This is a genomic window from Streptomyces sp. NPDC005195 (genome assembly GCF_040608315.1).
Classification (GTDB): domain Bacteria; phylum Actinomycetota; class Actinomycetes; order Streptomycetales; family Streptomycetaceae; genus Streptomyces; species Streptomyces kaempferi.
On sequence record NZ_JBEXHZ010000008.1, the window covers coordinates 163,938 to 188,278 of the forward strand.

General features: G+C 70.1%; 18 protein-coding genes. 9 read left to right on the plus strand and 9 right to left on the minus strand.

The window, feature by feature from the left end; genetic code table 11:
- Positions 1 to 154: 154 nt before the first annotated feature.
- Positions 155 to 943 (plus strand): ferritin-like domain-containing protein, encoded by a 789-nt coding sequence (locus ABZV34_RS12445; RefSeq protein ID WP_356274028.1) that lies wholly within the window; start codon positions 155 to 157, stop codon positions 941 to 943.
- 82 nt (positions 944 to 1,025) lie between these two features.
- Here ABZV34_RS12445 and corA read toward each other — a convergent pair whose 3' ends face one another.
- Complete coding sequence (corA, locus tag ABZV34_RS12450) at positions 1,026 to 2,024, minus strand: magnesium/cobalt transporter CorA (protein WP_356274031.1); 999 nt, start codon at positions 2,022 to 2,024, stop codon at positions 1,026 to 1,028.
- 98 nt (positions 2,025 to 2,122) lie between these two features.
- Between corA and ABZV34_RS12455 the strand changes: the two genes are divergently transcribed.
- The 4 genes from ABZV34_RS12455 (at position 2,123) to mshC (ending at position 5,872) form a co-directional block, all read left to right on the plus strand.
- Complete coding sequence (locus ABZV34_RS12455; RefSeq protein ID WP_356274034.1) at positions 2,123 to 2,809, plus strand: histidine phosphatase family protein; 687 nt, start codon at positions 2,123 to 2,125, stop codon at positions 2,807 to 2,809.
- 121 nt (positions 2,810 to 2,930) lie between these two features.
- Entirely contained in the window at positions 2,931 to 3,521 is a 591-nt protein-coding gene (locus tag ABZV34_RS12460; protein WP_356274037.1) for a DUF3090 domain-containing protein, read from the plus strand.
- Positions 3,485 to 4,312: an SCO1664 family protein gene (locus ABZV34_RS12465; RefSeq protein ID WP_356274040.1), complete on the plus strand. Its 828-nt coding sequence runs from the start codon at positions 3,485 to 3,487 to the stop codon at positions 4,310 to 4,312. Before ABZV34_RS12460 ends, ABZV34_RS12465 begins: the two co-directional genes overlap by 37 nt.
- Positions 4,313 to 4,642: 330 nt before the next feature.
- Entirely contained in the window at positions 4,643 to 5,872 is a 1,230-nt protein-coding gene (gene mshC, locus ABZV34_RS12470; RefSeq protein ID WP_356274043.1) for a cysteine--1-D-myo-inosityl 2-amino-2-deoxy-alpha-D-glucopyranoside ligase, read from the plus strand.
- Between the two features lie 272 nt (positions 5,873 to 6,144).
- On the opposite strand, the gene ABZV34_RS12475 is transcribed toward mshC, so the two are convergent.
- The 6 genes from ABZV34_RS12475 to ABZV34_RS12500 form a co-directional block, all read right to left on the minus strand.
- A complete protein-coding gene (locus tag ABZV34_RS12475) occupies positions 6,145 to 7,170 on the minus strand; it encodes a PAC2 family protein (protein ID WP_356274046.1) in 1,026 nt (341 codons plus the stop codon).
- 399 nt (positions 7,171 to 7,569) lie between these two features.
- Positions 7,570 to 8,241 (minus strand): FadR/GntR family transcriptional regulator, encoded by a 672-nt coding sequence (locus tag ABZV34_RS12480; protein ID WP_356274049.1) that lies wholly within the window; start codon positions 8,239 to 8,241, stop codon positions 7,570 to 7,572.
- Between the two features lie 348 nt (positions 8,242 to 8,589).
- Positions 8,590 to 10,206 (minus strand): glycerol-3-phosphate dehydrogenase/oxidase, encoded by a 1,617-nt coding sequence (locus tag ABZV34_RS12485; RefSeq protein WP_356274052.1) that lies wholly within the window; start codon positions 10,204 to 10,206, stop codon positions 8,590 to 8,592.
- Between the two features lie 19 nt (positions 10,207 to 10,225).
- A complete protein-coding gene (gene glpK / locus ABZV34_RS12490) occupies positions 10,226 to 11,764 on the minus strand; it encodes a glycerol kinase GlpK (protein ID WP_356274055.1) in 1,539 nt (512 codons plus the stop codon).
- Positions 11,765 to 11,924: 160 nt separating this feature from the next.
- Positions 11,925 to 12,713, minus strand: a complete 789-nt coding sequence (locus tag ABZV34_RS12495) for an MIP/aquaporin family protein (protein ID WP_356274058.1) — start codon at positions 12,711 to 12,713, stop codon at positions 11,925 to 11,927.
- 616 nt (positions 12,714 to 13,329) lie between these two features.
- Entirely contained in the window at positions 13,330 to 14,094 is a 765-nt protein-coding gene (locus tag ABZV34_RS12500) for an IclR family transcriptional regulator (RefSeq protein ID WP_168527299.1), read from the minus strand.
- Between the two features lie 271 nt (positions 14,095 to 14,365).
- Here ABZV34_RS12500 and metH point away from each other — a divergent pair, with 271 nt between their 5' ends.
- The 4 genes from metH (at position 14,366) to ABZV34_RS12520 (ending at position 22,646) form a co-directional block, all read left to right on the plus strand.
- The gene (metH, locus tag ABZV34_RS12505) at positions 14,366 to 17,896 is read left to right on the plus strand and encodes a methionine synthase (RefSeq protein WP_356274061.1); all 3,531 of its coding nucleotides are present in this window, start codon (positions 14,366 to 14,368) and stop codon (positions 17,894 to 17,896) included.
- A 329-nt stretch (positions 17,897 to 18,225) separates the two neighbouring features.
- On the plus strand, positions 18,226 to 18,927 hold the full coding sequence (locus tag ABZV34_RS12510; RefSeq protein ID WP_356274064.1) for an HAD family phosphatase: 702 nt from the start codon (positions 18,226 to 18,228) through the stop codon (positions 18,925 to 18,927).
- A gap of 444 nt (positions 18,928 to 19,371) precedes the next feature.
- Positions 19,372 to 20,979 carry an ABC transporter substrate-binding protein gene (locus ABZV34_RS12515; RefSeq protein WP_356274067.1) on the plus strand — a complete coding sequence of 536 codons (1,608 nt, stop codon included), beginning with the start codon at positions 19,372 to 19,374 and terminating at the stop codon, positions 20,977 to 20,979.
- A gap of 83 nt (positions 20,980 to 21,062) precedes the next feature.
- The gene (locus ABZV34_RS12520; protein WP_356274070.1) at positions 21,063 to 22,646 is read left to right on the plus strand and encodes an ABC transporter substrate-binding protein; all 1,584 of its coding nucleotides are present in this window, start codon (positions 21,063 to 21,065) and stop codon (positions 22,644 to 22,646) included.
- 96 nt (positions 22,647 to 22,742) lie between these two features.
- Here the strand turns inward: ABZV34_RS12520 and ABZV34_RS12525 are convergent, their stop codons facing one another.
- Both ABZV34_RS12525 and ABZV34_RS12530 read right to left on the minus strand, forming a co-directional pair.
- Positions 22,743 to 23,414, minus strand: a complete 672-nt coding sequence (locus tag ABZV34_RS12525; RefSeq protein WP_010988071.1) for a response regulator transcription factor — start codon at positions 23,412 to 23,414, stop codon at positions 22,743 to 22,745.
- Between the two features lie 14 nt (positions 23,415 to 23,428).
- Positions 23,429 to 24,334 carry a PD-(D/E)XK nuclease family protein gene (locus tag ABZV34_RS12530; RefSeq protein ID WP_356274073.1) on the minus strand — a complete coding sequence of 302 codons (906 nt, stop codon included), beginning with the start codon at positions 24,332 to 24,334 and terminating at the stop codon, positions 23,429 to 23,431.
- Positions 24,335 to 24,341 lie beyond the last annotated feature (7 nt).

Consider the following 24,341-nt stretch of genomic DNA (forward strand, 5'->3'; position numbering starts at 1 on the left):
GTCACTGTGAACAACGCGCGGGAGCCCGCTCGGTTACGCGTCCTGGCCTCCCTGTCCCTCCTTCGTTCGGCGGATTTGTCCGACACATCGGTTGCCGGGTCTCCGGCATCCGATTTGACTCGTTTTCTGCGGAACCTGCGGAGAGGTGCGAGTCATGCTTTCGGCCAAGAGTCTGTTCCAGGAGATCCTCGACAACGACGAGTCGTTCCGGCTCTTCTGCTCCATCGCCGCCGGCGGGGAATCGCAGGGCGGCTGGGAGAACGGGCGCATCGCCGCGCTCGTCCCCCCGGACGAACGCGGGCTCGCGCCGAAGATCGCCCGGCACGGCGCCGACGAGGACAAGCACGGGCGGATCTTCAACGCCCTGATGAAGAAGCGGGGCCTCACCCCGGTCGCGGTCCCGGCCGACACGGACTACACGATGCTCCTCGAACGCCGGGGCATCGGCCTCGCCCACGAGAAGCTCAGGAGCGAGCAGCGGCTCAGCGTGCGGGACATCGTCACGTATCTCGCCCACAGCAGGGTCACCGAGCAGCGCGCGTCCGAGCAGATGGACCTGTTGCGCAGGCACTTCGCGGACCATCCCGATCTCGGCCGCGCCGTCCGGATGATCGCCGACGACGAGGACGGCCATCTCGCCTACTGCCACGAGGAACTGCTGCGCTTCGCCTCGGCCGGCCACGGCCACGCCATCCGGCGGACGCTGCGCGCCTGCGCCCTCGCCGAGATCCGCGTCTACCGGGACGTCAGTCTCGCGGTGACGGCCCACATGGGGCGCATCCTCGACTGGCCCCGGGCCAAGGCGGTGACGCTCACCGCGGGCATCCACGCCGTCTACGCCTACGAGCGGGCGGGCGGCTGGCGCCGCATGGTCTCCCTGCGGATGCCCGAACGGCGTGACGCGCTGGGCGGTCCCCCGGCCGCGGCGCACGAGCTCGCGTGATCCGCGGCCGGGACACCCCGGCCGGTCCTCGCGGCAGACGGCACGCGAGTCTCGGGCGCCCTGGCCTCGGGCGAACCCGCCGCTACAGCCAGCCCCGCCGCTTGAAGAGCCGGTACAGCAGGATCTCCAGCGTGACCATCCCCAGCACCACCGCCGGGTACGACCACAGCCAGTGCAGCTCCGGCATGTGGTCGAAGTTCATGCCGTAGATCCCGGCGATCAGCGTGGGGACCGCGGCCATCGCCGCCCACGCGGAGATCTTCCGCATGTCGTCGTTCTGCCGCACGCTCATCTGCGCGAGATGCGCCGACAGGATGTCCGACACCAGCCGGTCCAGACCCTCCACCGACTCGTTCACCCGCGTCAGATGGTCGTTCACGTCCCGGAAGAAGGGCTGCGCCGCGGCGTTCACGAACGGCACCGCGGTACCGGTCGCGCCGGTTCCCGCGAGCCGGGTCAGCGGGACGGTCAGCGGGCCCGTCGCCCGGCGGAACTCCATGACCTGGCGCTTGAAGGCGTAGATCCTGGACGCGGTGTGCCGCGAGCCCCCCACGGACGGCGAGAAGACCTCCGCCTCCAGTTCCTCCAGGTCGGCCCCCAGTTCGGTCGCCACCTCCAGGTAGTGGTCCACCGTCGCGTCGGCGATCGAGTAGAGCACCGTCGTCGGCCCGCGCCGCAGCGACTCGGGGTCCGCCTCCAGACGGCGCCGTACGGCCGCGAGCGGTGAACTCTCGCCGTGCCGGACGGTCACCACGAACGAATCCCCGACGAAGACCATGACCTCGCCGGCGGTGACGACGTCACTCTCCGGTTCGTAGCAGACCGGCTTGAGGACCATGAACAGCGAGTCGTCGTAGACCTCCAGCTTGGGCCGCTGGTGCGCCTTCAGCGCGTCCTCCACCGCCAGCGGATGCAGCCCGAACTCGCTGCTGACGAGGTCGAACTCCTGTCTCGTCGGTTCGTTCAGACCGATCCAGACGAACGCGTCGCCCTCGGCACGCGCCGTGTCCAGGGCGTCCGAGAGGTCCTCGGGGCCCTCGGTCCGGCGTCCGGCGCGGTAGATGGCCCAGTCGACGATCACGGAGCGTATTCTCCCGCCGCCCCGGCCGGGGCGCACGCCGGCCCCGGCTGTCCACAGGCCAGGACGGGTCCGGGCCTCACCCGTTTACGCTGGTTCGCATGCCCACCCTGATCCTCGTCCGGCACGGACGCTCGACCGCCAACACCGCGGGTCTGCTCGCCGGCTGGACCCCCGGTGTCGCCCTCGACGAGCGCGGGGCCCAGCAGGCCGCGGCGCTGCCCGGGCGGCTCGCCGCGCTGCCGCTCTCCGAAGTCGTCACCAGCCCCCTGCAGCGCTGCCAGGAGACCGTGCAGCCGTTGCTCGACGCCCGGCCCGAGCTGCGCGCGCACACCGAGGAGCGCATCGGCGAGGCGCACTACGGCGACTGGTCCGGCCGCAAGCTCGCCGAGCTGAGGGACGAGCCGCTGATGGAGGTCGTCCAGGCGCATCCCTCCGCGGCGGCCTTCCCCGGCGGCGAGTCGATGCGGGCCATGCAGACCCGCGCCGCCGAGGCGGTACGCGAGTGGAACGCGCGCGTGGAGCGCGACCACGGCAGCGACGCCGTCTACCTCATGTGTTCGCACGGCGACATCATCAAGTCGCTCGTCGCCGACGCACTCGGACTTCACCTGGACCTCTTCCAGCGGATCTCTGTCGAACCGTGTTCCATCACCGCGATCCGCTACACACGACTGCGTCCGTTCCTGGTCCGCCTCGGGGACACCGGCGATCTCGCCTCCCTGGCGCCGCACGAGGAGCCCCCGAGCGGCGACGCCCCGGTCGGGGGCGGCGCGGGCGCACCGTGATCGTCGGCCGCAGTAGGGTGAAGCGGTCGAAGCAGCGCATCAGTTGTCAGCAAGTCGTCAGCAACCGATGCGGGCCGACGCAGTCAGCCGGTCCGCATGCCGAATCCAATGGAGACAGGACGTGTCCCGTCAGGTGTTCCTCTACGACCCCCCGGACCGTTTCGTGGCCGGTACGGTCGGGTTGCCCGGGCGCCGTACCTTCTTCCTGCAGGCCTCCTCGGGCCCCCGGGTGACCAGCGTGGCGCTGGAGAAGACCCAGGTCGCCGCACTCGCCGAACGCATGGACGAACTCCTCGACGAGGTCGTACGGCGCACCGGCGGCATCGCCCCGGTCCCGGCCGTCGCCGCGGCCGAGGTGTCCGACACCGCCCCCCTCGACACGCCGGTCGAGGAGGAGTTCCGGGTCGGCACCATGGCACTGGCCTGGGACGGTGACGAGCAGCGCATGATCGTCGAGGCGCAGGCCCTCGTGGAGCTCGACGCCGACTCCGACGAGGACCTGGCCGAGGCCGAGGAACGGCTCCTCCAGGACGAGGAGAACGGTCCGCCGATGCTCCGCGTCCGGCTCACCGGCGCGCAAGCCCGGTCCTTCGCCAAGCGCGCCCTCGACGTCGTCAACGCGGGCCGGCCGCCCTGCCCGCTGTGCAGCCTCCCGCTCGACCCGGAAGGACACGTATGTCCGCGCCAGAACGGATACCGCCGCGGAGCGTGACCACGGCCGAGCTGCTCGCCCAGGGCGAGCTGAAGGTGCGCGGACAGATCCGCGAGGCCTCGAACGCGGTGCTGTACTGCTCCGTCTCGTACGAGGGCCGTGACGCGTTCTGCGTCTACAAACCGGTCGCCGGGGAGCGCCCCCTCTGGGACTTCCCGGACGGCACCCTGGCGCAGCGCGAGGTCGCCGCGTACGAGGTCTCCGAGGCGACCGGGTGGGGGCTGGTGCCGACCACCGTGCTGCGCGACGGCCCTTATGGCGAGGGCATGTGCCAGCTGTGGGTCGAGGCGTCCCCCGAGGACGACGGGGCGGGTCTGCTCGCCCTGGTGGACGACGAGAAGCCCGCGGAGGGCTGGAAGGCCATCGGCTTCGCCGAGGTGGGCGAGGGGCGCACGGCGCTGCTCGTGCACGCCGACGACACGCGCCTGCGCCGGCTCGCCGTCCTCGACGCCGTGATCAACAACGCCGACCGCAAGGGCGGCCATCTGCTGCCCACCGGTGAGGGGCGGCTGTACGGCATCGACCACGGGGTCACCTTCAACGCGGACAACAAGCTGCGCACGCTGCTGTGGGGCTGGGCCGGGGAGGCGCTGACCCCGGAAGCGGTCGACGTCCTCGCCTCGCTGCGGAACGGCCTGGCGTCCGGCGCGCCGCTCGCCACCCGGCTGGCCGAACTCATCACCACCGCCGAGATCGACGCCACGCGCGATCGAGTCGAGGCGATGCTCGCCTCGGGAAAACATCCGGAACCGAGCGGGGAGTGGCCGGCGATTCCCTGGCCACCGGTCTGAGGCGACCTCCGGCCCTGGGGCCGCCGATGTGAGGAACCCGACGCCGAGGATGCCGCCGGGTGGGTGCGCCCGCCCGGTACGCGCCGCGGAGCCGCTCTCCTGGAGCCAGTGGCGCCCATAGGTGCGACGCCGCACCTCCCCTTGCGTACTATGTCCGAGTTTGCGCAGGCGTGCGGCCAAGTCGACCGCGCCCGGCCCGGCCCCCGTCGCTCCCGCGGCCGCCGGAAAGAGCGCCGATGCACAGTGAGAAGCCCCGCACAAGAGGGCCTTCCGAGCCATCAGGCCTGGTCCGGTTCGTATACGGAAGTTCCCTCCGGTTAGGCTCATGACATGCATGCCTGGCCCGCTTCTGAGGTCCCCGCCCTGCCCGGCGAGGGCCGCGACCTCCGGATCCACGACACCGCGACCGGCGGTCTTGTCACCCTCGACCCCGGTCCCGTCGCCCGTATCTACGTCTGCGGCATCACGCCGTACGACGCGACCCACATGGGTCACGCGGCGACCTACAACGCGTTCGACCTCGTTCAGCGCGTGTGGCTCGACACCAAGCGGCAGGTTCACTACGTCCAGAACGTGACCGACGTCGACGACCCGCTCCTGGAGCGGGCGGAGCGCGACGGCGTCGACTGGGTGGGACTCGCCGAGCAGGAGACCGCCCTCTTCCGTGAGGACATGACCGCCCTGCGGATGCTTCCGCCGCGGCACTACATAGGCGCCGTCGAGGCCATACCCGGCATCGTGCCGCTCGTCGAGCGACTGCGGGACGCCGGGGCCGCGTACGAGCTCGAGGGGGATGTGTATTTCTCCGTCGAGTCCGACCCCCACTTCGGCAACGTGTCCGGCCTGGACGCCGCCGCGATGCGTCTGCTCTCCGCCGAGCGGGGTGGCGACCCGGACCGTCCGGGCAAGAAGAACCCGCTCGACCCGATGCTCTGGATGACCGCGAGGGAGGGTGAGCCCAGCTGGGACGGGGGCTCGCTCGGGCGCGGCCGTCCCGGCTGGCACATCGAGTGCGTGGCCATCGCCCTGGACCACCTGGGGATGGGCTTCGACGTCCAGGGCGGGGGCTCCGACCTGGCCTTCCCGCACCACGAGATGGGCGCCTCGCACGCCCAGGTGCTCACCGGCGAGTTCCCGATGGCCAAGGCGTACGTCCACGCCGGGATGGTCGGACTGCACGGCGAGAAGATGTCGAAGTCGAAGGGCAATCTCGTCTTCGTGTCCGGCCTCCGGCGCGACGGGGTCGACCCGGCCGCCATCCGGCTCGCGCTCCTCGCCCACCACTACCGCACCGACTGGGAGTGGACGGACGCGGTCCTCGCGGACGCGGTCGCCCGCCTGGGCAACTGGCGCGCCGCCGTGTCCCGGCCCGACGGCCCGTCCGCCGAGGCGGTCGTCGAGGAGATCCGCGACGCCCTGGCGAACGACCTGGACGCGCCGGCCGCGCTCGCCGCGGTCGACCGCTGGGCGGCGCTCCAGCACGAGCGGGGCGGCACGGACGAGGGCGCCCCCGGTGTGGTCTCGCGCGCCGTGGACGCCCTGCTGGGTGTTGCCCTGTAGCCCGTCGGCTCCGCATGTGAAATGCGCCGGACGGTGGTATGCCGTCCGGCGCCCTGATGTCCGCCCAGACCGCGCAGGGCTGCGGGGCGCGCGTCATGGGGTGTGCGGGCAGGGGAAGTTGGCGTCGTACGGCGTGACCGCCACTGCGCGACCCGGACCGGACCCGGACCCGCATGCCATGCGGGGCGTCGCACCCCTTCTTGACGCGGTGCAGGACGCGCGGCGGGGCGGCGCGCCGTGTGCGCACCGCCCCGCCCGTCCGAACCGCCCGCTCAGTCCTCCGACGGGTCCTCGTCCTCGGCGCTGCTGCCGCTGCCGGTCTCGGTGTCCGTCTCGATGTCCGGTTTCGGGGACCTGGGCGGCTTCGGGCGCGAGCCCGGGTTGTCCCGCAGATAGGACGCGCTGTCGCTGCCGTCGGCCGTGGCGTGGCCGCCGGGAGCGGGGCCCGCCGGACCCCCGCCGTCCCGTCGTCGCAGATACCGCTCGAACTCGCGGGCGATGGCCTCGCCCGACGCCTCCGGCAGCTCGGCGGTGTCCCGGGCCTCCTCCAGTGTCTGCACGTACTCGGCGACCTCGCTGTCCTCGGCGGCCAGCTGGTCGACACCCAGCTGCCAGGCCCGCGCGTCCTCAGGCAGCTCGCCCAGCGGAATCCGCAGGTCGATCAGGTCCTCCAGACGGTTGAGGAGGGCCAGCGTCGCCTTCGGGTTCGGCGGCTGCGAGACGTAGTGCGGCACGGCCGCCCACAGCGACACCGCCGGTACGCCCGCGTGCGTGCACGCCTCCTGGAGGATGCCGACGATGCCCGTGGGCCCCTCGTACTTGGTCTCCTCCAGGTCCATCGTGCGGGCCAGGTCGGAATCCGAGGTGACCCCGCTGACCGGCACCGGACGGGTGTGCGGGGTGTCGCCGAGCAGCGCGCCCAGGATCACCACCAGCTCCACACCCAGCTCGTGCGCGAAGCCGAGCAGCTCGTTGCAGAACGAGCGCCACCGCATCGACGGCTCGATGCCCCTGACCAGCACGAGATCGCGCGGCTTCTCGCCGCCGACCCGGACCACCGACAGACGCGTGGTCGGCCAGGTGATCTTGCGTACGCCGCCGTCCAGCCACACGGTGGGGCGGTTCACCTGGAAGTCGTAGTAGTCCTCGGCGTCGAGTGCCGCGAAGACCTCGCCCTTCCACTCCCTGTCCAGGTGCGCGACCGCGGTGGAGGCGGCGTCGCCGGCATCGTTCCAGCCTTCGAACGCGGCCACCATGACTGGGTCGATCAGCTCGGGAACCCCCTCCAGCTCGATCACCCAGCGCCTCCTTCCGACGTGCTCTCGCGTACGTCCCAACCTTACGGCGTGCCGAGGGTGCCTCCGCAGCCCCCTTGCACAGGGGAGTGAACGGATCACTGCCCCGTTCCTCCCCCTGGAACACCCTCCAGTCATCCGAGCTGTCCTCGGCCAACTTCGCGGGCGACCTGGGGCGTCGCTCCGGGGACGGGTGATACGTCCGATGACCGGGGGAGAGGTGTGGACGACGCCCGGACGCTGCCCGCCGGCTGCCGGAACCGTACGCCCCGGACCTGCGGGAAGGGACGCCCGGGGCCTGCGGGAAGGCGGCGCCGGGGGCCCACGGCCTGCGGGAAGGGACCGGCGGGACTACGCCTGCACCGTCGGCCGGTCCGGCGGCGGACTCCGTGCGGCGGCCGGTCAGAGCGTGCTGCGCAGCCACTGCTCCACGCTCGCGATGTGCACCGTCGCCCAGGAGCGCGCCGCCTCCGCGTCACGGTCGCGCAGCGCGGTCAGGATGGCCCGGTGCTCGTGGAGGGTGCGGCTGACCGCGTCCTCCTGGGTCAGACCGCGCCAGACCCTCGCCCGGGTGGTGGGCCCGGAGAGGCCGTCCAGCAGGGAACACAGGACCGAGTTCCCGGAGGACTGCACGATTCCCCGGTGGAACTCCAGGTCGCAGGCGACGAGTTCCTCCACCGAGGGCGCGGTGCCGAGCGCGTCCAGCTGGGAGGTCAGCGCGTCCAGCCGCTGCTCGCTGATCCTGGACGCGGCCATCGCGGTCGCCGCGGGCTCCAGGATGCGGCGCACCGCGAGGAATTCCAGCACCGTGTCGTCACGGTGGAAGTCGACGACGAAACTCAGCGCCTCCAGGAGGAGCTGGGGATCCAGACTGGTCACGTACGTGCCGTCGCCCTGGCGCACGTCCAGGATGCGGATCAGGGAGAGCGCGCGCACCGCCTCCCGCAGGGAGTTGCGGGAGAGCCCGAGATCCGCGGCGAGCTCGCTCTCCTTGGGAAGCCGGTCGCCGGGGCGCAGCGTGCCGGAGACGATCATGCCCTTGATCTTCTCGATCGCCTCATCGGTGACTGCCATGACGGACCCCCCTGTCGTTCCGGATGTCTCTCAGACCTCCGATGTCTCAGGCCATTATGTGGGGTCAGCGGGTTGTCCGGACACGGAATCCCTGGCCGGATCGGGCGCGCGCCCCCGGATCGTCGGCCCCGAGGGCATCGGCGTGACCCCCTGTGCCGGTGAACGAGGCGGGGGCGCACGAGGGCTGACGGAGGTTCACCCGTGACGAGGCGCACAGAGGCGTGGCGTGGGCACGCCGTGCCTGTGGCGTGCGGAAGGGGCGGCTCCCCCCGTGGGAGCCGCCCCTTCCGTACGGGTCGAACCATTTCTCGAGCCGCTGCCGCGGTGTGCGGGACCGCCGCGTCCGGTCTACTTCTTGTCGAGCAGGTCCTGCACCTTGGCGCGGACCTCGTCCGTGGCGAGACCGCGGATCGTCAGCGTCGTACGGCGGCGCAGCACGTCGTCCGCCGTCTCGGCCCACTCGTGGTCCCGGGCCCACACGACCTGCGCCCAGATCTCGGGGGCGTCCGGGTGGACGCGCTCGCCGAGCGCCGCGTCCTCGTTCGCCAGGCGCGCGATGTCGAAGGCCAGCGAGCCGTAGTGCGTCGCGAGGTGCCTGGCGGTGTCGGCGCCCATGCGCGGGCCGGGTGCCGGGCCGTCGACGAGCAGCCGGTGGGCGACCGCGCGCGGGTTGGCGACACCGGGCAGCGGCAGCTTCTTCGGCAGTGCGGAGACCGGCTCGAAGTCCTCGCCCAGCGGGTGACCAGGCAGAGACTCCAGCTTCTTCATCACCGTACGGCCGATGTGCCGGAACGTGGTCCACTTGCCGCCCGCGACCGAGAGCATGCCGCCACGGCCCTCGGTGACGACCGTCTCGCGCTTCGCCTTCGAGGTGTCGCCGGGACCGCCGGGCAGCACCCGCAGACCGGCGAACGAGTACGTGATCAGATCGCGGGAGAGCTGCTGGTCGCGGATGGAGAACGCGGCCTCGTCGAGGATCTGGGCTATGTCCTTCTCGTTGACCGCGACCTCGCCCGGGTCCCCCTCGTACTCCTCGTCGGTGGTACCGAGCAGCAGCATGTCCTCCCAGGGGAGGGCGAAGGTGATGCGGTACTTGTCGATCGGGGTCGCGAGCGCGGCCTTCCAGGGGGAGGTGCGCTTGAGGACCAGGTGCGCGCCCTTGGACAGACGGATGGACGGCGCGGCGTTCGCGTCCTCCATCCGGCGCAGGTGGTCGACCCAGGGGCCGGTGGCGTTGAGGACGAGGCGCGCGTCGACACCGAACTCGGCACCGTCCGTGCGGTCCTTCAGCTCCGCTCCCGTGACCCGGCCCCGGGTGAAGCGCAGACCGGTCACCTCGGCGTGGTTGAGGACGACCGCGCCCGACTCGACGGCCGCGCGGACGGTCATCAGGGCCATCCGCGAGTCGTTCATCTGGTCGTCGCCGTACACCGCGACGGCCTTCAGGTTGTCGATGCGCAGCTCCGGCACGTCCTGTGCCGCCTTCGAGGGGCTCAGCAGATGCCCCACGCCGTCGCCGAACCCGGAGAGCGCCGAGTACGCGAACACACCGGCTCCGAGCTTCGCCGCGCCGTGCGGCCCGCCCTTGTACACGGGGAGGTAGAACGTGAGCGGGTTCGCCAGGTGGGGGGCCACCTGGCGGGAGACCGCACGGCGCTCGAAGTGGTTCTCCGCCACCAGCTTCACCGCGCCGGTCTGCAGGTAGCGCAGACCGCCGTGGAGAAGCTTGGAGGAGGCGGAGGAGGTGGCGCCGGCGAAGTCGCCGGCGTCGACCAGAGCCACCCGCAGACCGGACTGCGCGGCGTGCCAGGCGGTGGAGATGCCCAGGATGCCGCCGCCGATCACGAGAAGGTCGTACGTCGCCTTGGAGAGTTGCTCCCGGGTCTCGGCGCGGCTCGGGTGGGAGCCGGACGCCGGGTGCGTACCGAGGGCAGGCACGGACTGCAGGGTGGACTGGCTGGTCATTGCGGGTTCTTACTCCTCGTCAGTTCTCGTCTTCGATCCAGCCCATGGTCCGCTCGACGGCCTTGAGCCAGCTCTTGTACTCACGGTCGCGGATGTCCGCGTCCATGTTGGGGGTCCACTCCGCGGCCCGGCGCCAGTTGGCGCGCAGGTCCTCGGTGTTGGTCCAGAAGCCGACGGCGAGGCCGGCGGCGTAGGCGGCGCCGAGGCAGGTGGTCTCGGCGACCATCGGGCGCACCACGGGGGCGTCCAGGAAGTTGGCGAGGGTCTGCATCAGCAGGTTGTTGGACGTCATGCCGCCGTCGACCTTGAGCGCCGTGAGCTCGACGCCGGAGTCCTTCGTCATGGCGTCGGTGATCTCGCGGGTCTGCCAGGCGGTGGCCTCCAGGACGGCGCGCGCGATGTGCGCCTTGGTGACGTACCGGGTCAGGCCGGCGATCACACCGCGGGCGTCGGAACGCCAGTACGGGGCGAACAGGCCGGAGAAGGCCGGTACGAAGTAGGCGCCGCCGTTGTCCTCGACCGACGACGCGAGCGTCTCGATCTCGGCGGCGGACTTGATCAGGCCCATCTGGTCGCGCATCCACTGCACCAGCGAACCGGTGACGGCGATGGAGCCCTCGAGGGCGTATACCGGAGCCTGGTCGCCGATGCGGTAGCCGACGGTGGTCAGCAGCCCCGAGTACGAGTTGATGATCTTGTCGCCGGTGTTCATCAGCATGAACGTGCCGGTGCCGTACGTGGACTTGGCCTCGCCCTCGGAGAAGCAGGTCTGGCCGAACAGGGCCGCCTGCTGGTCGCCGAGCGCGGAGGCGACCGGGATGCCGCCGAGCAGCTCGCCGAGCGGGCCTCCGGTGACCTCGCCGTAGACCTCGGCGGAGGAGCGGATCTCGGGGAGCATCGCCAGCGGGACGCCGATGGACTCGGCGATCTTCTCGTCCCACTCCAGGGTGTGCAGGTTCATCAGCATGGTGCGGGAGGCGTTGGTGACGTCGGTCACGTGGCGGCCGCCGTCGACACCACCCGTCAGGTTCCAGATGACCCAGGTGTCCATCGTGCCGAAGAGGATGTCTCCGGCCTCGGCGCGCTCGCGCAGGCCCTCGACGTTGTCGAGCAGCCAGCGGGCCTTGGGGCCGGCGAAGTACGACGCCAGCGGCAGGCCGGTCTCGCGGCGGAAGCGGTCCTGGCCGACGTTGCGGCCGAGCTCGCGGCAGAGCGCGTCGGTGCGGGTGTCCTGCCAGACGATGGCGTTGTGGACGGGCTCGCCGGTGTTCTTGTCCCACAGCAGCGTGGTCTCACGCTGGTTGGTGATGCCGATCGCCTTGATGTCGTCGCGGGTGATGCCGGCCTTCTCGATGGCCCCGGCGACGACTTCCTGGACGTTGGTCCAGATCTCGGTGGCGTCGTGCTCGACCCAGCCCGGCTTCGGGAAGATCTGCTCGTGCTCCTTCTGGTCGACGGAGACGATGCGGCCGTCGCGGTCGAAGACGATGCAGCGGGACGAGGTGGTGCCCTGGTCGATCGCGGCGATGAAGGGGCCGGCGGTGTGTGCGTCGGTCACGGTGTGCTCCTGAAGGTTCCGAATGAAAGGGCTGTGTCTACGTGTTTACGTCGCGCTGCTCTGGAGGTGCGGTAAGCGGTGCTTCGGGCGTGCCTCGAGGTGTTCGGCTCTTCGGCGGTGCTCCTGGGCGGTGTTCCCGAGCGGTGCTTCGGCGATGCTCCTAAGCGAAGGCGACGTTGTAGAGGCCTGCGGCGATCGCGCCGCCGATCAGCGGACCGACGACCGGGACCCAGGCGTAGCTCCAGTCGGAGCCACCCTTGTTCGGGAGGGGGAGCAGGGCGTGCACGATGCGGGGACCGAGGTCACGGGCCGGGTTGATCGCGTAGCCGGTGGGGCCACCGAGGGAGAGACCGATCGACACGACCACGAGGGCGGTGATCAGGGCGCCGAGGGGGCCGAGGCCGTTGCCCTTGTCGTTCAGACCCTGGGTGAGGACCGCGAGCACCAGCACCACGGTGCCGATGATCTCCGTGGCGAGGTTCTGTACCGCGTTGCGGATCTCGGGGCCGGTGGAGAAGATGCCGAGCACCGGGCCGGCCGCCGACTCCTCGGCCTCGACCGACTTGGTCGCCCGCTCGTCGGCCGTGCCGACGATCTCGGGGTCGGTCAGATGCACGCGGAACTGCCCGTAGTACACGACCCAGACCAGCGTGGCACCGATCATGGCGCCCAGCAACTGGCCGCCCCAGTACACCGGCAGGTTGTTCCAGCCGCCGTCCTTGATGGTGAGCGCCAGCGTCACGGCCGGGTTCAGGTGCGCGCCCGACAGCGGCGCGGAGGTGTAGACGGCCGTGAGGACCGCGAAACCCCACCCGAAGGCGATGGCGAGCCAGCCGGCGTTACGGGCCTTGGAGGCCTTCAGCGTGACGGCGGCGCAGACGCCACCACCGAGCAGGATGAGTATGGCGGTACCTATGGTCTCGCCGATGAAGATGTCGGAGCTGGACACCCGCGACTCCTTTGTCCTTCGTCCAGGAAGCCGAACCCCGGGTCCCTCCGGTGGTTCGCGCCCTCGGGGGTGAGGGCGATGACGGCCGCTGGCACTGCCACACCCTAACGCTTTTGTCGTCAGGTGTTCGACAATGTCGACCGATGGACGGGAGTCTTGCTCCGCTGTTAGCAGCTCGTCAAGGGTTCCGTTATCGAAAACTCGATCGTTATTGATTGCTGTGAGCTATCGATCTTCCGGCGGGAGCGCATCGCACGCGAGCGGGTACGTCGTGTGTGCGACGGGCAGGTCGCGAGGGGGTACGGGAACGTTCCGCGGGGGTGCGGGGGCCTGTCGCGCGGGGGTGCCGGGCGCGGCGCGCGGAGACGCCGAGACGCCGAGACGCGGAGACGCCGAGACGCCGAGACGCGGAGACGCCGAGACGCGGAGACGCCGAGACGCGGAGACGCGCGCGATCATGCGAAAGGCCGGTACGTCGGTGACGTACCGGCCCCGATGGCTGGTGGATCGCGCGGGAGGCCGCGCAAGGCCGCGGACCGCCGCGCGCGGGAGCCGCACCGGGACACGAACCGCGACCGCCCGCGCGCAACCGCCCGCGCGCGGCCGCCGGCGGGCGTCAGAACCGCCCGGCCCCCAGGTCCCGTGACACCGCGCGGGCGCAGTCGCGCACCGCCGCGATCAGCTCGGGGCGCAGCTCCCCGTCCTTGCAGACCCGCTCCACGGCCCCGGTGATGCCCACCGCGCCGACCGGCATGCGCCGCCGGTTGTGGATCGGGGCCGCGACCGAGGCGACGCCCGTCCAGGTCTCCTCGACGTCGTCCGCGTACCCCCGCGCCCGGGTCAGGTCGAGGACCCCCTCGAACTGCTCCAGCGCGCTGACCGTCCGGGCGGTGAACTCGTTGCGCTCGGCCTCCAGGACCTCGCTGTGCGCCACCGGGTCGTACGCCGACAGGACCTTGCCCAGCGCGGTGGAGTGCAGCGGCTGCATGGCCCCGACCTCCAGCACCTGGCGGCTGTCGTCGGGCCGGAACACGTGGTGCACGATCAGCACCCCCTGTTGGTGCAGGACCCCCAGGTAGACACTCTCGCCGCTGGAACGGGCCAGGTCGTCGGTCCACACCAGCGCCCGCGCCCGCAGTTCGTGCACGTCCAGATAAGTGGTCCCGAGACGCAGCAGTTCGGCGCCGAGCTGGTAGCGCCCGGAGACGGTGTCCTGCTCGACGAAGCCCTCCTGCTGAAGGGTGCGCAGTATGCCGTGGGCCGTGCCTTTGGCCAGGCCCAGCGACGAGGCGATGTCGGACAGGCCGAGCTGTCGCTCGCCGCCCGCGAGCAGGCGCAGCATCGCCGCCGCCCGTTCGAGCGACTGGATGTTCCGTGCCATCGCCGTGCTGCCTCCGTTCCCCTTGGGCCGTTGGCGGGCCCCTGCGCTGCCGCCGTTCGGCAATGTCGAACACTACCGTTCGTTGACGAGCTCTCGCTAATACGTGGTCGCAAGATGTCTCGTCTGTCTTAACACCCCGGTCGCCTTCGCCACGCGCGTCCGTCCTCTGGACGCCGCCGACCCTCCGGTGGTGCTCCGGGCTACCCTGACGGCGTGCGCCTTCCATGGGAAGCGCAAAGCCGACAGCCGTCGCACTCCAGGGAGCACCTTCATGGCTTCGTTGCCTAACCCGTCCCCTTCGTCCGAGCTCGCCGAGAACCGGACCCGTATCGCCGCACTGCGCGAGGCCCTCGCCGGCCGTGTCGTGGTGGCCGACGGCGCGATGGGCACGATGCTGCAGGCGCAGGATCCGACGCTGGAGGACTTCGAGAACCTCGAAGGCTGCAACGAGATCCTGAACCTCACCCGGCCCGACATCGTCCGTTCGGTCCACGAGGCCTATTTCGATGTGGGCGTCGACTGCGTCGAGACGAACACCTTCGGGGCGAACCACTCGGCCATGGCCGAGTACGACATCGCCGACCGTGTCCTCGAACTGTCCGAGGCGGGAGCCCGGCTGGCCCGCGAGGTCGCGGACGACTTCACCTCCCGCGACGGCCGCCGGCGCTGGGTCCTCGGCTCCATCGGCCCCGGCACCAAGCTGCCGACCCTCGGCCACGTCGCCTACGGCACACTGCGCGACGGCTTCCAGGCCAACGCCGAGGGACTGATCGCCGGCGGCGCCGACGCCCTGATCGTCGAGACCACCCAGGACCTGCTGCAGACCAAGGCCTCCCTGCTGGGCGCCCGCCGCGCCATGGAGGCACTCGGACTCGACCTCCCGCTGCTGTGCTCGATGGCGTTCGAGACGACCGGCACCATGCTGCTGGGCTCCGAGATCGGCGCCGCGCTCACCGCGCTGGAGCCGCTCGGCATCGACATGATCGGCCTGAACTGCTCGACCGGCCCCGCCGAGATGAGCGAACACCTGCGTTACCTCACCCGGCACTCCCGCATCCCGCTGCTCTGTATGCCGAACGCCGGCCTGCCGGTCCTGACCAAGGACGGCGCGCACTTCCCGCTCGGCCCCGAGGGCCTGGCCGACGCCCAGGAGAACTTCGTCCGCGACTACGGGCTCTCCCTGGTCGGCGGCTGCTGCGGTACGACGCCCGAGCACCTGCGGCAGCTCGTCGAGCGGGTTCGGGGGGTCGAACCCACCGAACGCCACCCGCGCCCCGAACCCGGCGCCGCGTCGCTGTACCAGACCGTGCCGTTCCGCCAGGACACCGCGTACATGGCGATCGGCGAGCGCACCAACGCCAACGGTTCGAAGAAGTTCCGCGAGGCGATGCTGGCGGCCCGCTGGGACGACTGCGTGGAGATGGTCCGCGACCAGATCCGCGAGGGCGCCCACATGCTCGACCTCTGCGTCGACTACGTCGGCCGGGACGGCGTCGCGGACATGGAGGAACTCGCCGGACGTTTCGCCACCGCCTCGACGCTGCCCATCGTCCTCGACTCGACCGAGGTCGAGGTCATCCGCGCGGGCCTGGAGAAGCTCGGCGGCCGGGCCGTCATCAACTCCGTCAACTACGAGGACGGCGACGGCCCCGAGTCGCGTTTCGCGAAGGTGACCCAGCTCGCCCGGGAGCACGGCGCCGCGCTGATCGCGCTGACCATCGACGAGGAGGGCCAGGCCCGCACCGTCGAGACCAAGGTCGCCATCGCCGAACGGCTGATCGAGGACCTGACGGCGAACTGGGGCATCCACGAGTCGGACATCCTCATCGACACCCTGACCTTCACCATCTGCACCGGTCAGGAGGAGTCCCGGAAGGACGGGATCGCGACGATCGAGGCGATCCGCGAGCTGAAGCGGCGCCGCCCCGACGTCCAGACCACGCTGGGCCTGTCGAACATCTCCTTCGGCCTCAATCCGGCGGCCCGCGTCCTGCTCAACTCGGTCTTCCTCGACGAGTGCGTCAAGGCGGGCCTCGACTCCGCGATCGTGCACGCGAGCAAGATCCTGCCCATCGCGCGCTTCGACGACGAGCAGGTCACCACCGCCCTCGACCTCATCCACGACCGGCGCGCCGAGGGATACGACCCGCTGCAGAAGCTGATGGCGCTGTTCGAGGGCGCCACCACCAAGTCGCTGAAGGCGGGCAGGGCCGAGGAACTCGCCGCGCTGCCCCTGGACGAACGGCTCAAGCGGCGCATCATCGACGGCGAGAAGAACGGCCTGGAGGACGACCTCGCCGAGGCCCTCGAGGACCGCCCCGCCCTCGACATCGTCAACGAGACGCTGCTCGACGGCATGAAAGTGGTCGGTGAACTGTTCGGCTCCGGCCAGATGCAGCTGCCGTTCGTGCTCCAGTCCGCCGAGGTCATGAAGACCGCGGTGGCCTTCCTCGAACCGCACATGGAGAAGTCGGACGCCGAGGGCAAGGGCACCATCGTCCTGGCCACCGTGCGCGGAGACGTCCACGACATCGGCAAGAACCTCGTCGACATCATCCTGTCCAACAACGGCTACAACGTCGTCAACCTCGGCATCAAGCAGCCGGTCTCCGCGATCCTGGACGCCGCCGAGGAGCACCGCGCCGACGTGATCGGCATGTCCGGCCTGCTGGTCAAGTCCACGGTGATCATGAAGGAGAACCTGGAGGAGCTCAACCAGCGCGGGCTGTCCGCCGACTACCCGGTCATCCTCGGCGGCGCGGCCCTGACCAGGGCCTACGTCGAACAGGACCTGTACGAGATCTACGAGGGCGAGGTCCGCTACGCCCGCGACGCGTTCGAGGGCCTGCGCCTGATGGACGCGCTGATCGGGGTCAAGCGAGGCGTGCCCGGGGCCGTGCTGCCCGAACTGAAGCAGCGCCGGGTGCGGGCAGCCGCCGCGCCGACCGTGGTCGAGGAGCGCCCTGAGGAGGGACACGTCCGCTCCGACGTCTCCGTCGACAACCCCGTGCCCACTCCGCCGTTCTGGGGCACCCGGGTCATCAAGGGCATCCAGCTCAAGGAGTACGCGTCCTGGCTGGACGAGGGCGCGCTGTTCAAGGGCCAGTGGGGTCTCAAGCAGGCCCGTACGGGCGAGGGACCGACGTACGAGGAGCTCGTCGAGACGGAGGGCCGGCCACGGCTGCGCGGGCTGCTGGACAAGCTGCAGACCGACAACCTGCTCGAAGCGGCCGTCGTCCACGGGTACTTCCCGTGCGTGTCCAAGGACGACGACCTGATCCTGCTGGACGAGCAGGGCAACGAGCGCACCCGGTTCACCTTCCCGCGCCAGCGCCGCGGACGGCGGCTGTGTCTGGCCGACTTCTTCCGGCCCGAGGAGTCCGGCGAGACGGATGTCGTCGGCCTCCAGGTCGTCACCGTCGGCTCCCGGATCGGCGAGGAGACCGCCAAGCTCTTCGAGTCCAACTCCTACCGCGACTACCTCGAACTGCACGGCCTGTCCGTGCAGTTGGCGGAGGCGCTCGCCGAGTACTGGCACGCCCGCGTCCGTTCGGAGCTCGGCTTCGCGGGAGAGGACCCGGCGGCCGTCGAGGACATGTTCGCCCTCAAGTACCGGGGCGCCCGCTTCTCCCTCGGCTACGGCGCCTGCCCCGACCTGGAGGACCGCGCGAAGATCGCCGAACTTCTCGAGCCCGAGCGCATCGGCGTCCACCTCTCCGAGGAGTTCCAACTGCACCCCGAGCAGTCCACGGACGCCATCGTGATCCACCACCCGGAGGCGAAGTACTTCAACGCGCGCTAGGTGTTCTGTCCACGGAGGTCGGTGAGAGTGATCGCGGCTGGCGGCCTTGAACGAGTGAGGGCCTTCCGGGTCCGGTGTGGATGACGACGTCTGCACACGACCGATCAGAAGGCCCTCACGCCCCACCGTCGTGCACCCCTGACGGTCCCCTCGCGCCCTCCGTCCGGCGGCGACCGCGGGACCGGCCCCGGGCCGCGCCACGCGTCGCGCGGGTGTCGAGAGGCACTCTGGCCACGGGAGACGTACACTGGTCGGTCCACCGCAGGCCGGTCGCCCCTTGCTCTCCGAAGGGTGACCGGCCTGATCGTCCCCCAAGGAGGTGCGCCAGGATGACCAGCACGGTCCCCGCGCTCGGTACCCGTACGGCCGAAGGCTCCGCACTGCAAGCCGTACTCCTCGACATGGACGGCACCCTGGTGGACACCGAGGGTTTCTGGTGGGACGTCGAGGTCGAGATCTTCAGGACCCTCGGGCACGCCCTCGACGACTCCTGGCGCCAGGTGGTCGTAGGCGGCCCCATGACCCGCAGCGCCAACTTCCTGATCGAGGCCACCGGAGCCGACATCACCTTCGACGAGCTCTCGGTGCTGCTGAACGACGGCTTCGAGCGCCGAATCGGCGTGACCCTGCCGCTGATGCCGGGCGCGACCCGGCTCCTCGCGGAGCTCGCCGCGCACGAGATTCCCACCGCGCTGGTATCCGCCTCGCACCGGCGCATCATCGACCGGATCCTGGCCTCGCTCGGATCCCATTACTTCACGCTGACCGTCGCGGGCGACGAGGTGGAGCGGACGAAGCCGTTCCCCGACCCGTATCTGCTGGCCGCCGCCGGTCTCGGCGTGGATCCGGCCAGATGCGCGGTCATCGAGGACACCGCCACCGGCGTCGCGGCGGCCGAGGCGGCGGGTTGCCAGGTGATTGCCGTGCCCTCGATCGCGCCCATCGCGCCCGCGGTCCGGCGCACGGTCGTGACCTCGCTGGAAGAGGTCGACCTGGCTTTTCTGCGCGGCCTGATGACGGAAATGCGCTAGGCGTTCACCGAGCGTGCGTATCCGGGAGATCGGATTGCCGTGGCGTATCCGGGGTAAGCGCAACGGAGCCGTCGCGGGTAATTCGATCTGTGGGCGGATGGCCGAATTCCGGTTCGCCCGGGCCAAGTTGACCATGTGACGTTCGTCACGTGACAGAGGGTCGACAGGGGGCTCGCCGTGTGCCGTTGTCCCCTTTTCGGGGGTGATCGGGACGTCCTTGTGTCCCGATTGGTGGAACGCTGCACGAATCCTTCCGCTGTCGGGTTATCGGTGCGTCCGCGCCCGGTTTCGTAGCGTGATGAGAACCCAACTCCGGTCTCTGCGGGCTGCCCTGGCGGTGCGGACTAATGTCATCGCGAGAACCTCGCCATAACCCCCGTGACTCGCCCGCACCACCCCTGTATGGCGTGTACATGGACACGACAGCTCTGGAGAAACTCGAGCATGAACCGCAAGACTTTGGTGCTGCCGGCCGTTGTGGGTCTGCTCGCCCCGGTGCTCGCCGCGTGTGGCGGTTCCGACAGCGGGGGCAACAGCGGCGATGCGATCGTCGTCGGCACCACGGACCGGTTCACCGTGTCGAAGGATGCCCCGGCTCCTCTCGACCCGGCGTACGCGTACGACGTCGGTACCTGGAACATCCTGCGTCAGACGGTGCAGACGCTGATGGTCCAGCCCCGCGGTGACGGCGATCCCCAGCCCGAGGCCGCCGAGAGCTGCGGTTTCACGGACTCCGGCAACGAGCGCTACGCCTGCAAGCTGCGCGAGGGCCTGAAGTTCGCGAGCGGTGACCCGATCACCGCCAAGGACGTGAAGTTCTCGATCGACCGCGCGATGAAGATCAAGGCCGACAGCGGTGTGTTCGCGCTGCTGTCGACCGTCGATACCGTCGAGGCGCAGGGCGACCGCGAGGTGATCTTCCACCTCAAGAGCGCGGACGCGACCTTCCCGTTCAAGCTGTCGACCCCGGTGGCCGGCATCGTGAACCCCAAGGACTACGCCAAGGACAAGCTGCGCGACGGTTTCCAGGTCGACGGCTCCGGCCCGTACACCCTTGAGGCCGACGTCAAGAACGACGCGGCGGTCAAGGTCGTCTTCTCCAAGAACCCGAACTACAAGGGTCTGTTGAAGCCGAAGAACAGCAAGGTCGAGATGCGGTCCTTCGACAGCGCCGACGCCATGGGCGCCGCGCTGAACAAGGGCGACATCGACCTGATGACCCGCTCGATGACGCCGGCCCAGATCCAGAAGCTCGGCAACGCCGGCACGGGCGGCAACATCGACCTCGTCGAGATGCCCGGCCTCGAGATCCGCTACCTCGGCTTCAACACCGACGACCCGTCGGTGAAGAGCAGTGCCGTCCGCCAGGCGATAGCCGAGGTCATCAACCGCGGCGAGCTCGTCTCCAAGGTGTACGGCTCCCAGGCCGAGCCGCTGTACTCGCTCGTCCCGGCCACCATCACCGGCCACTCGAACTCGTTCTTCAACAAGTACGGCGACCCGAGTGTGGCCAAGGCCACCACGACGCTGTCCAAGGCCGGCATCAGCACGCCGGTGAAGTTCACCCTGCACTACACGACCGACCACTACGGTACGGCCACCAAGCAGGAGTTCGAGGTGCTGAAGGCGCAGCTCAACGCCACCGGCCTGTTCCAGGTCGACATCAAGGGCACGCCCTGGGAGACGTTCCGCCCGGCCGAGCAGAAGGGCACCTACCAGGTCTACGGCATGGGCTGGTTCCCCGACTTCCCGGACGCCGACAACTACCTGGCGCCCTTCCTCGACAAGGACAACACCCTCGGCTCCCCGTACGTGAACTCCAGGATCCGCGGCACGCTGATCCCGGACTCGCGTCGCGAGGCCGACCGCCTCACCGCGTCGAAGAGCCTGACGGAAATCCAGAACATAGTGGCCAATGAGGTGCCGATCCTGCCGCTGTGGCAGGGTAAGCAGTACATCGCCGCGCGGGACGACATCACGGGTGCCGAATGGGCCCTCAACTCCTCCTCGACGCTCCAGCTGTGGGAGCTCGGTCGCGGCGTGGGCGGCTGACCGGTCCTCCAGGGGCGTCGGCCGCCCCGGACCGGCGTCCGCCGGACCGGCGCTCCAGAGAACCAATGACAAGGCACCTCCTCGTGAACATGCGTAACCAATGGCCAGTCCTGTCCGTCGCGACGGGGCTGGCCATCGGCCTGCTCTCAGGCTGCGGCTCGGAAACGGGCGGCACCGGGAGCACCGGCTCCTCCGTCGTGATCGGGATGTCCGACGACGTCGCGGCCACCGACCCGGCCTCCGGGTACGACTCCGGCTCCTGGCTGTTGTTCAACAACGTCTTCCAGTCCCTGCTGGGCTTCTCCAACGGCGCCACGGAGCCGTCGCCCGAAGCCGCAAAGGAGTGCTCCTTCTCGGGCACCGGGACCACGGTCTACACCTGCACCCTCAGGGACGGCCTGAAGTTCAGCAACGGTGACCCGCTCACCTCGAAGGACGTCAAGTTCTCCTTCGACCGCATGCTGAACATCGCGGACCCCGCCGGTCCCGCGGTCATGTTCCCCATGCTCGACACCGTGCGGGCCCCGGACGCCAGGACGGTCGTCTTCAAGCTCAAGTACGCCGACGCCACCTTCCCGAGCAAGATAGCCTCCGGCGCCGGCTCGATCGTGGACCACCGGCAGTACGCCGGGAACGGGGTGCGCCGGGACCAGCGGGCGGTCGGCTCGGGCCCGTACAAGCTGGACTCCTTCGGCAAGGACCAGGCCGTCTTCTCGGTCAACGACAGCTACCGGGGCACCGCCAGGGTGAAGAACTCCGGTGTCACGCTGAGGTTCTTCCACGGCGACCAGGACGCCCTGCGGACGGCGGTGCTCGACCACCGGGTCGACGTCGCCTACCGGGGTCTGGCCGCCGACGGTATCGCGGGCATCACCAACGACACCTCCACCGGCCAGGGCGTCAACGTCGTCGAGGGCAGCAGCGCCGAGGTACAGCATCTGGTCTTCAACATGGACGACCCGGTGGCCGGCAAGCTCGGCGTGCGCAAGGCCATCGCCTATCTGCTCGACCGCGAAGCCCTCGTCAACGAGGTCTACCAGGGCACGGCGACGCCGCTCTACTCCATCATCCCGACCGGGATCACGGGCCACCACGCCGCGTTCTCCGACACCTACGGTGGCCGCCCGTCGAAGGTCAAGGCCGCCGCGGCGCTCAAGGACGAGGGCATCACCGGCAAGGTCGCCCTGACGCTCTGGTCGACCCCGTCGCGCTACGGCCCCGCCACCGACCAGGAGTTCAGGGCGATCGCCCAGCAGCTCAACGCCAGCGGGCTGTTCCACGCGACCGTGAGGTCTGTCGCCTACGACCGGTACGAGAAGGACGTCGCCCGCGGCAAGTACGGCGTCTACGTGAAGGGCTGGGTGCCCGACTACCCGGACCCCGACAACTTCACGGCCCCCTTCTTCGGCAAGGGCAACGTGCTGCAGAACAACTACCTCAACAGCACCCTCACCGGTCGTCTCATCCCGAAGACAGCCGCCCAGAGCAACCGCTCCTCCACCGATGCCGAGTACGGCAAGATCGAGGACATCGTGGCCGAGCAGCTCCCGGTCATTCCCCTCTGGCAGGCCAAGCAGTACGCGGTCGTGCGGGACAACGTCTACGGCCTGGAGAACTGCCTCGACTCCTCGACCGTGTTCCGGTTCTGGGAGATCAGCAAGGACTGAGCACGCCCGTACGCGCGCGCCCGGACACGACCGTGGGCGCCTTCCCCCAGGACGTACTGGGGGAAGGCGCCCACGGTCGCACCGCCGGTGGTGAGGTCACTGCGCGCCGGGGCGCACCAACCCGCTCTCGTACGCGTACACCGCGGCCTGCACCCGGTCGCGCAGACCCAGCTTGGTGAGGACGTGGCCCACATGCGTCTTGACGGTCGTCTCGCTGACGAACAGGTCGGCGGCGATCTCCGCGTTCGACAGGCCGCGCGCCACCAGCTTCAGCACCTCCACCTCGCGCTCGGTGAGGGTGTGCAGGGTGTCGGGCACGGGCTCGTCGCCGGACGGCAGATGACCCGCGTACTTGTCCAGGAGCCGGCGTGTGATGCTCGGGGCGAGCATCGCCTCGCCCGCGGCGACCACCCGGATCGCCTGCACCAGCTCGTTGGCCGGAGCGTCCTTCAGCAGGAAACCACTGGCACCGGCCCGCAGCGCCTCCACGACGTACTCGTCGAGGTCGAAGGTCGTCAGGACGAGCACCTTGGCCGGGCCGTCGCGCCCCGGGCCGGTGATCTGCCGGGTCGCCTCCACCCCGTCCATCCGCGGCATGCGGATGTCCATCAGAACCACATCGGGCTGCAGGGCACGCACCTGATCCAGTGCCTGGAGACCGTCACCGGCCTCGCCGACGACCGCCAGGTCCTGCTCGGCCTCCAGAATCATCCGGAAGCCGGTGCGCAGCAGCGGCTGGTCGTCGACCAGTAGGACGCGGATGGCCACGTAAGTCTCCTTCGCTAGGCCGGGCCCATTCTGCCCTGCTCGGTACCGCCCGACTCGGGCGCCCTGACCGGGAGTGGATACGGCGGGGGAGTACCGCCGAATTCCGGACACACCGCCTGGTGGTCGCACCAGCCGCAGAGTTTGGTGGGGCGCGGCCGCCAGTCACCCGTCTCGGTGGCCTCCCGGATCGCCTCCCACAGCGCGAGCAGCTTGCGCTCGACCCGCTCCAGGTCCGCGATCGCCGGGTCGTACGTCACAACGTCGCCGCTGCCGAGATAGACGAGCTGGAGACGGCGCGGGACCACCTGCTTCAGCCGCCACACCACCAGGGCGTAGAACTTCATCTGGAACAGCGCGCCCTCGGCGTACTCGGGCCGGGGGGCCTTGCCCGTCTTGTAGTCGACGATCCTGACGTCGCCCGTCGGCGCCACGTCGACGCGGTCGATGATGCCGCGCAGCTTCAGCCCGGAGTCGAGCCGGGCCTCGATGAACAGCTCACGCTCGGCGGGTTCGAGCCGGGTCGGGTCCTCCAGGCTGAACCAGCGCTCCACCAGCCGCTCCGCCTCGCCGAGCCAACGCGCCAGCCGCTCGCCCTCGGGGTCGTCGGCGAACAGCTCCACGACCTCGGGCCGTGTCTCGCGCAGCCGGTCCCACTGGCCGGGGATGAGGGACTTGGCACGCGGGGCCGTCCGCTCCGTCGCCGGGGAGTCGAAGAGCCGCTCCAGCACCGCGTGCACCAGCGTGCCGCGGGTGGCCGCCTCGCTCGGCTTCTCGGGGAGCTTGTCGATCACCCGGAACCGGTAGAGCAGCGGGCACTGCATGAAGTCGCTGGCGCGCGAGGGCGACAGCGACGCCGGCGGCACGGCCGTGACGGCCGCGGTCGGCTCGGGCGGGACGGCGCCCTCGGTGCTGGTCTCCATGTCCCAA

Excerpts from the sequence above, each read along its gene's own strand:
- ABZV34_RS12445 (WP_356274028.1), top strand. The coding sequence starts at position 155 with ATGCTTTCGGCCAAGAGTCTGTTCCAGGAGATCCTCGACAACGACGAG.
- ABZV34_RS12455 (WP_356274034.1), top strand. The coding sequence starts at position 2,123 with ATGCCCACCCTGATCCTCGTCCGGCACGGACGCTCGACCGCCAACACC.
- ABZV34_RS12465 (WP_356274040.1), top strand. The coding sequence starts at position 3,485 with ATGTCCGCGCCAGAACGGATACCGCCGCGGAGCGTGACCACGGCCGAG.
- mshC (WP_356274043.1), top strand. The coding sequence starts at position 4,643 with ATGCATGCCTGGCCCGCTTCTGAGGTCCCCGCCCTGCCCGGCGAGGGC.
- ABZV34_RS12480 (WP_356274049.1), bottom strand. The coding sequence starts at position 8,241 with ATGGCAGTCACCGATGAGGCGATCGAGAAGATCAAGGGCATGATCGTC.
- ABZV34_RS12485 (WP_356274052.1), bottom strand. The coding sequence starts at position 10,206 with ATGACCAGCCAGTCCACCCTGCAGTCCGTGCCTGCCCTCGGTACGCAC.
- ABZV34_RS12500 (WP_168527299.1), bottom strand. The coding sequence starts at position 14,094 with ATGGCACGGAACATCCAGTCGCTCGAACGGGCGGCGGCGATGCTGCGC.
- metH (WP_356274061.1), top strand. The coding sequence starts at position 14,366 with ATGGCTTCGTTGCCTAACCCGTCCCCTTCGTCCGAGCTCGCCGAGAAC.
- ABZV34_RS12510 (WP_356274064.1), top strand. The coding sequence starts at position 18,226 with ATGACCAGCACGGTCCCCGCGCTCGGTACCCGTACGGCCGAAGGCTCC.
- ABZV34_RS12515 (WP_356274067.1), top strand. The coding sequence starts at position 19,372 with ATGAACCGCAAGACTTTGGTGCTGCCGGCCGTTGTGGGTCTGCTCGCC.
- ABZV34_RS12530 (WP_356274073.1), bottom strand. The coding sequence starts at position 24,334 with ATGGAGACCAGCACCGAGGGCGCCGTCCCGCCCGAGCCGACCGCGGCC.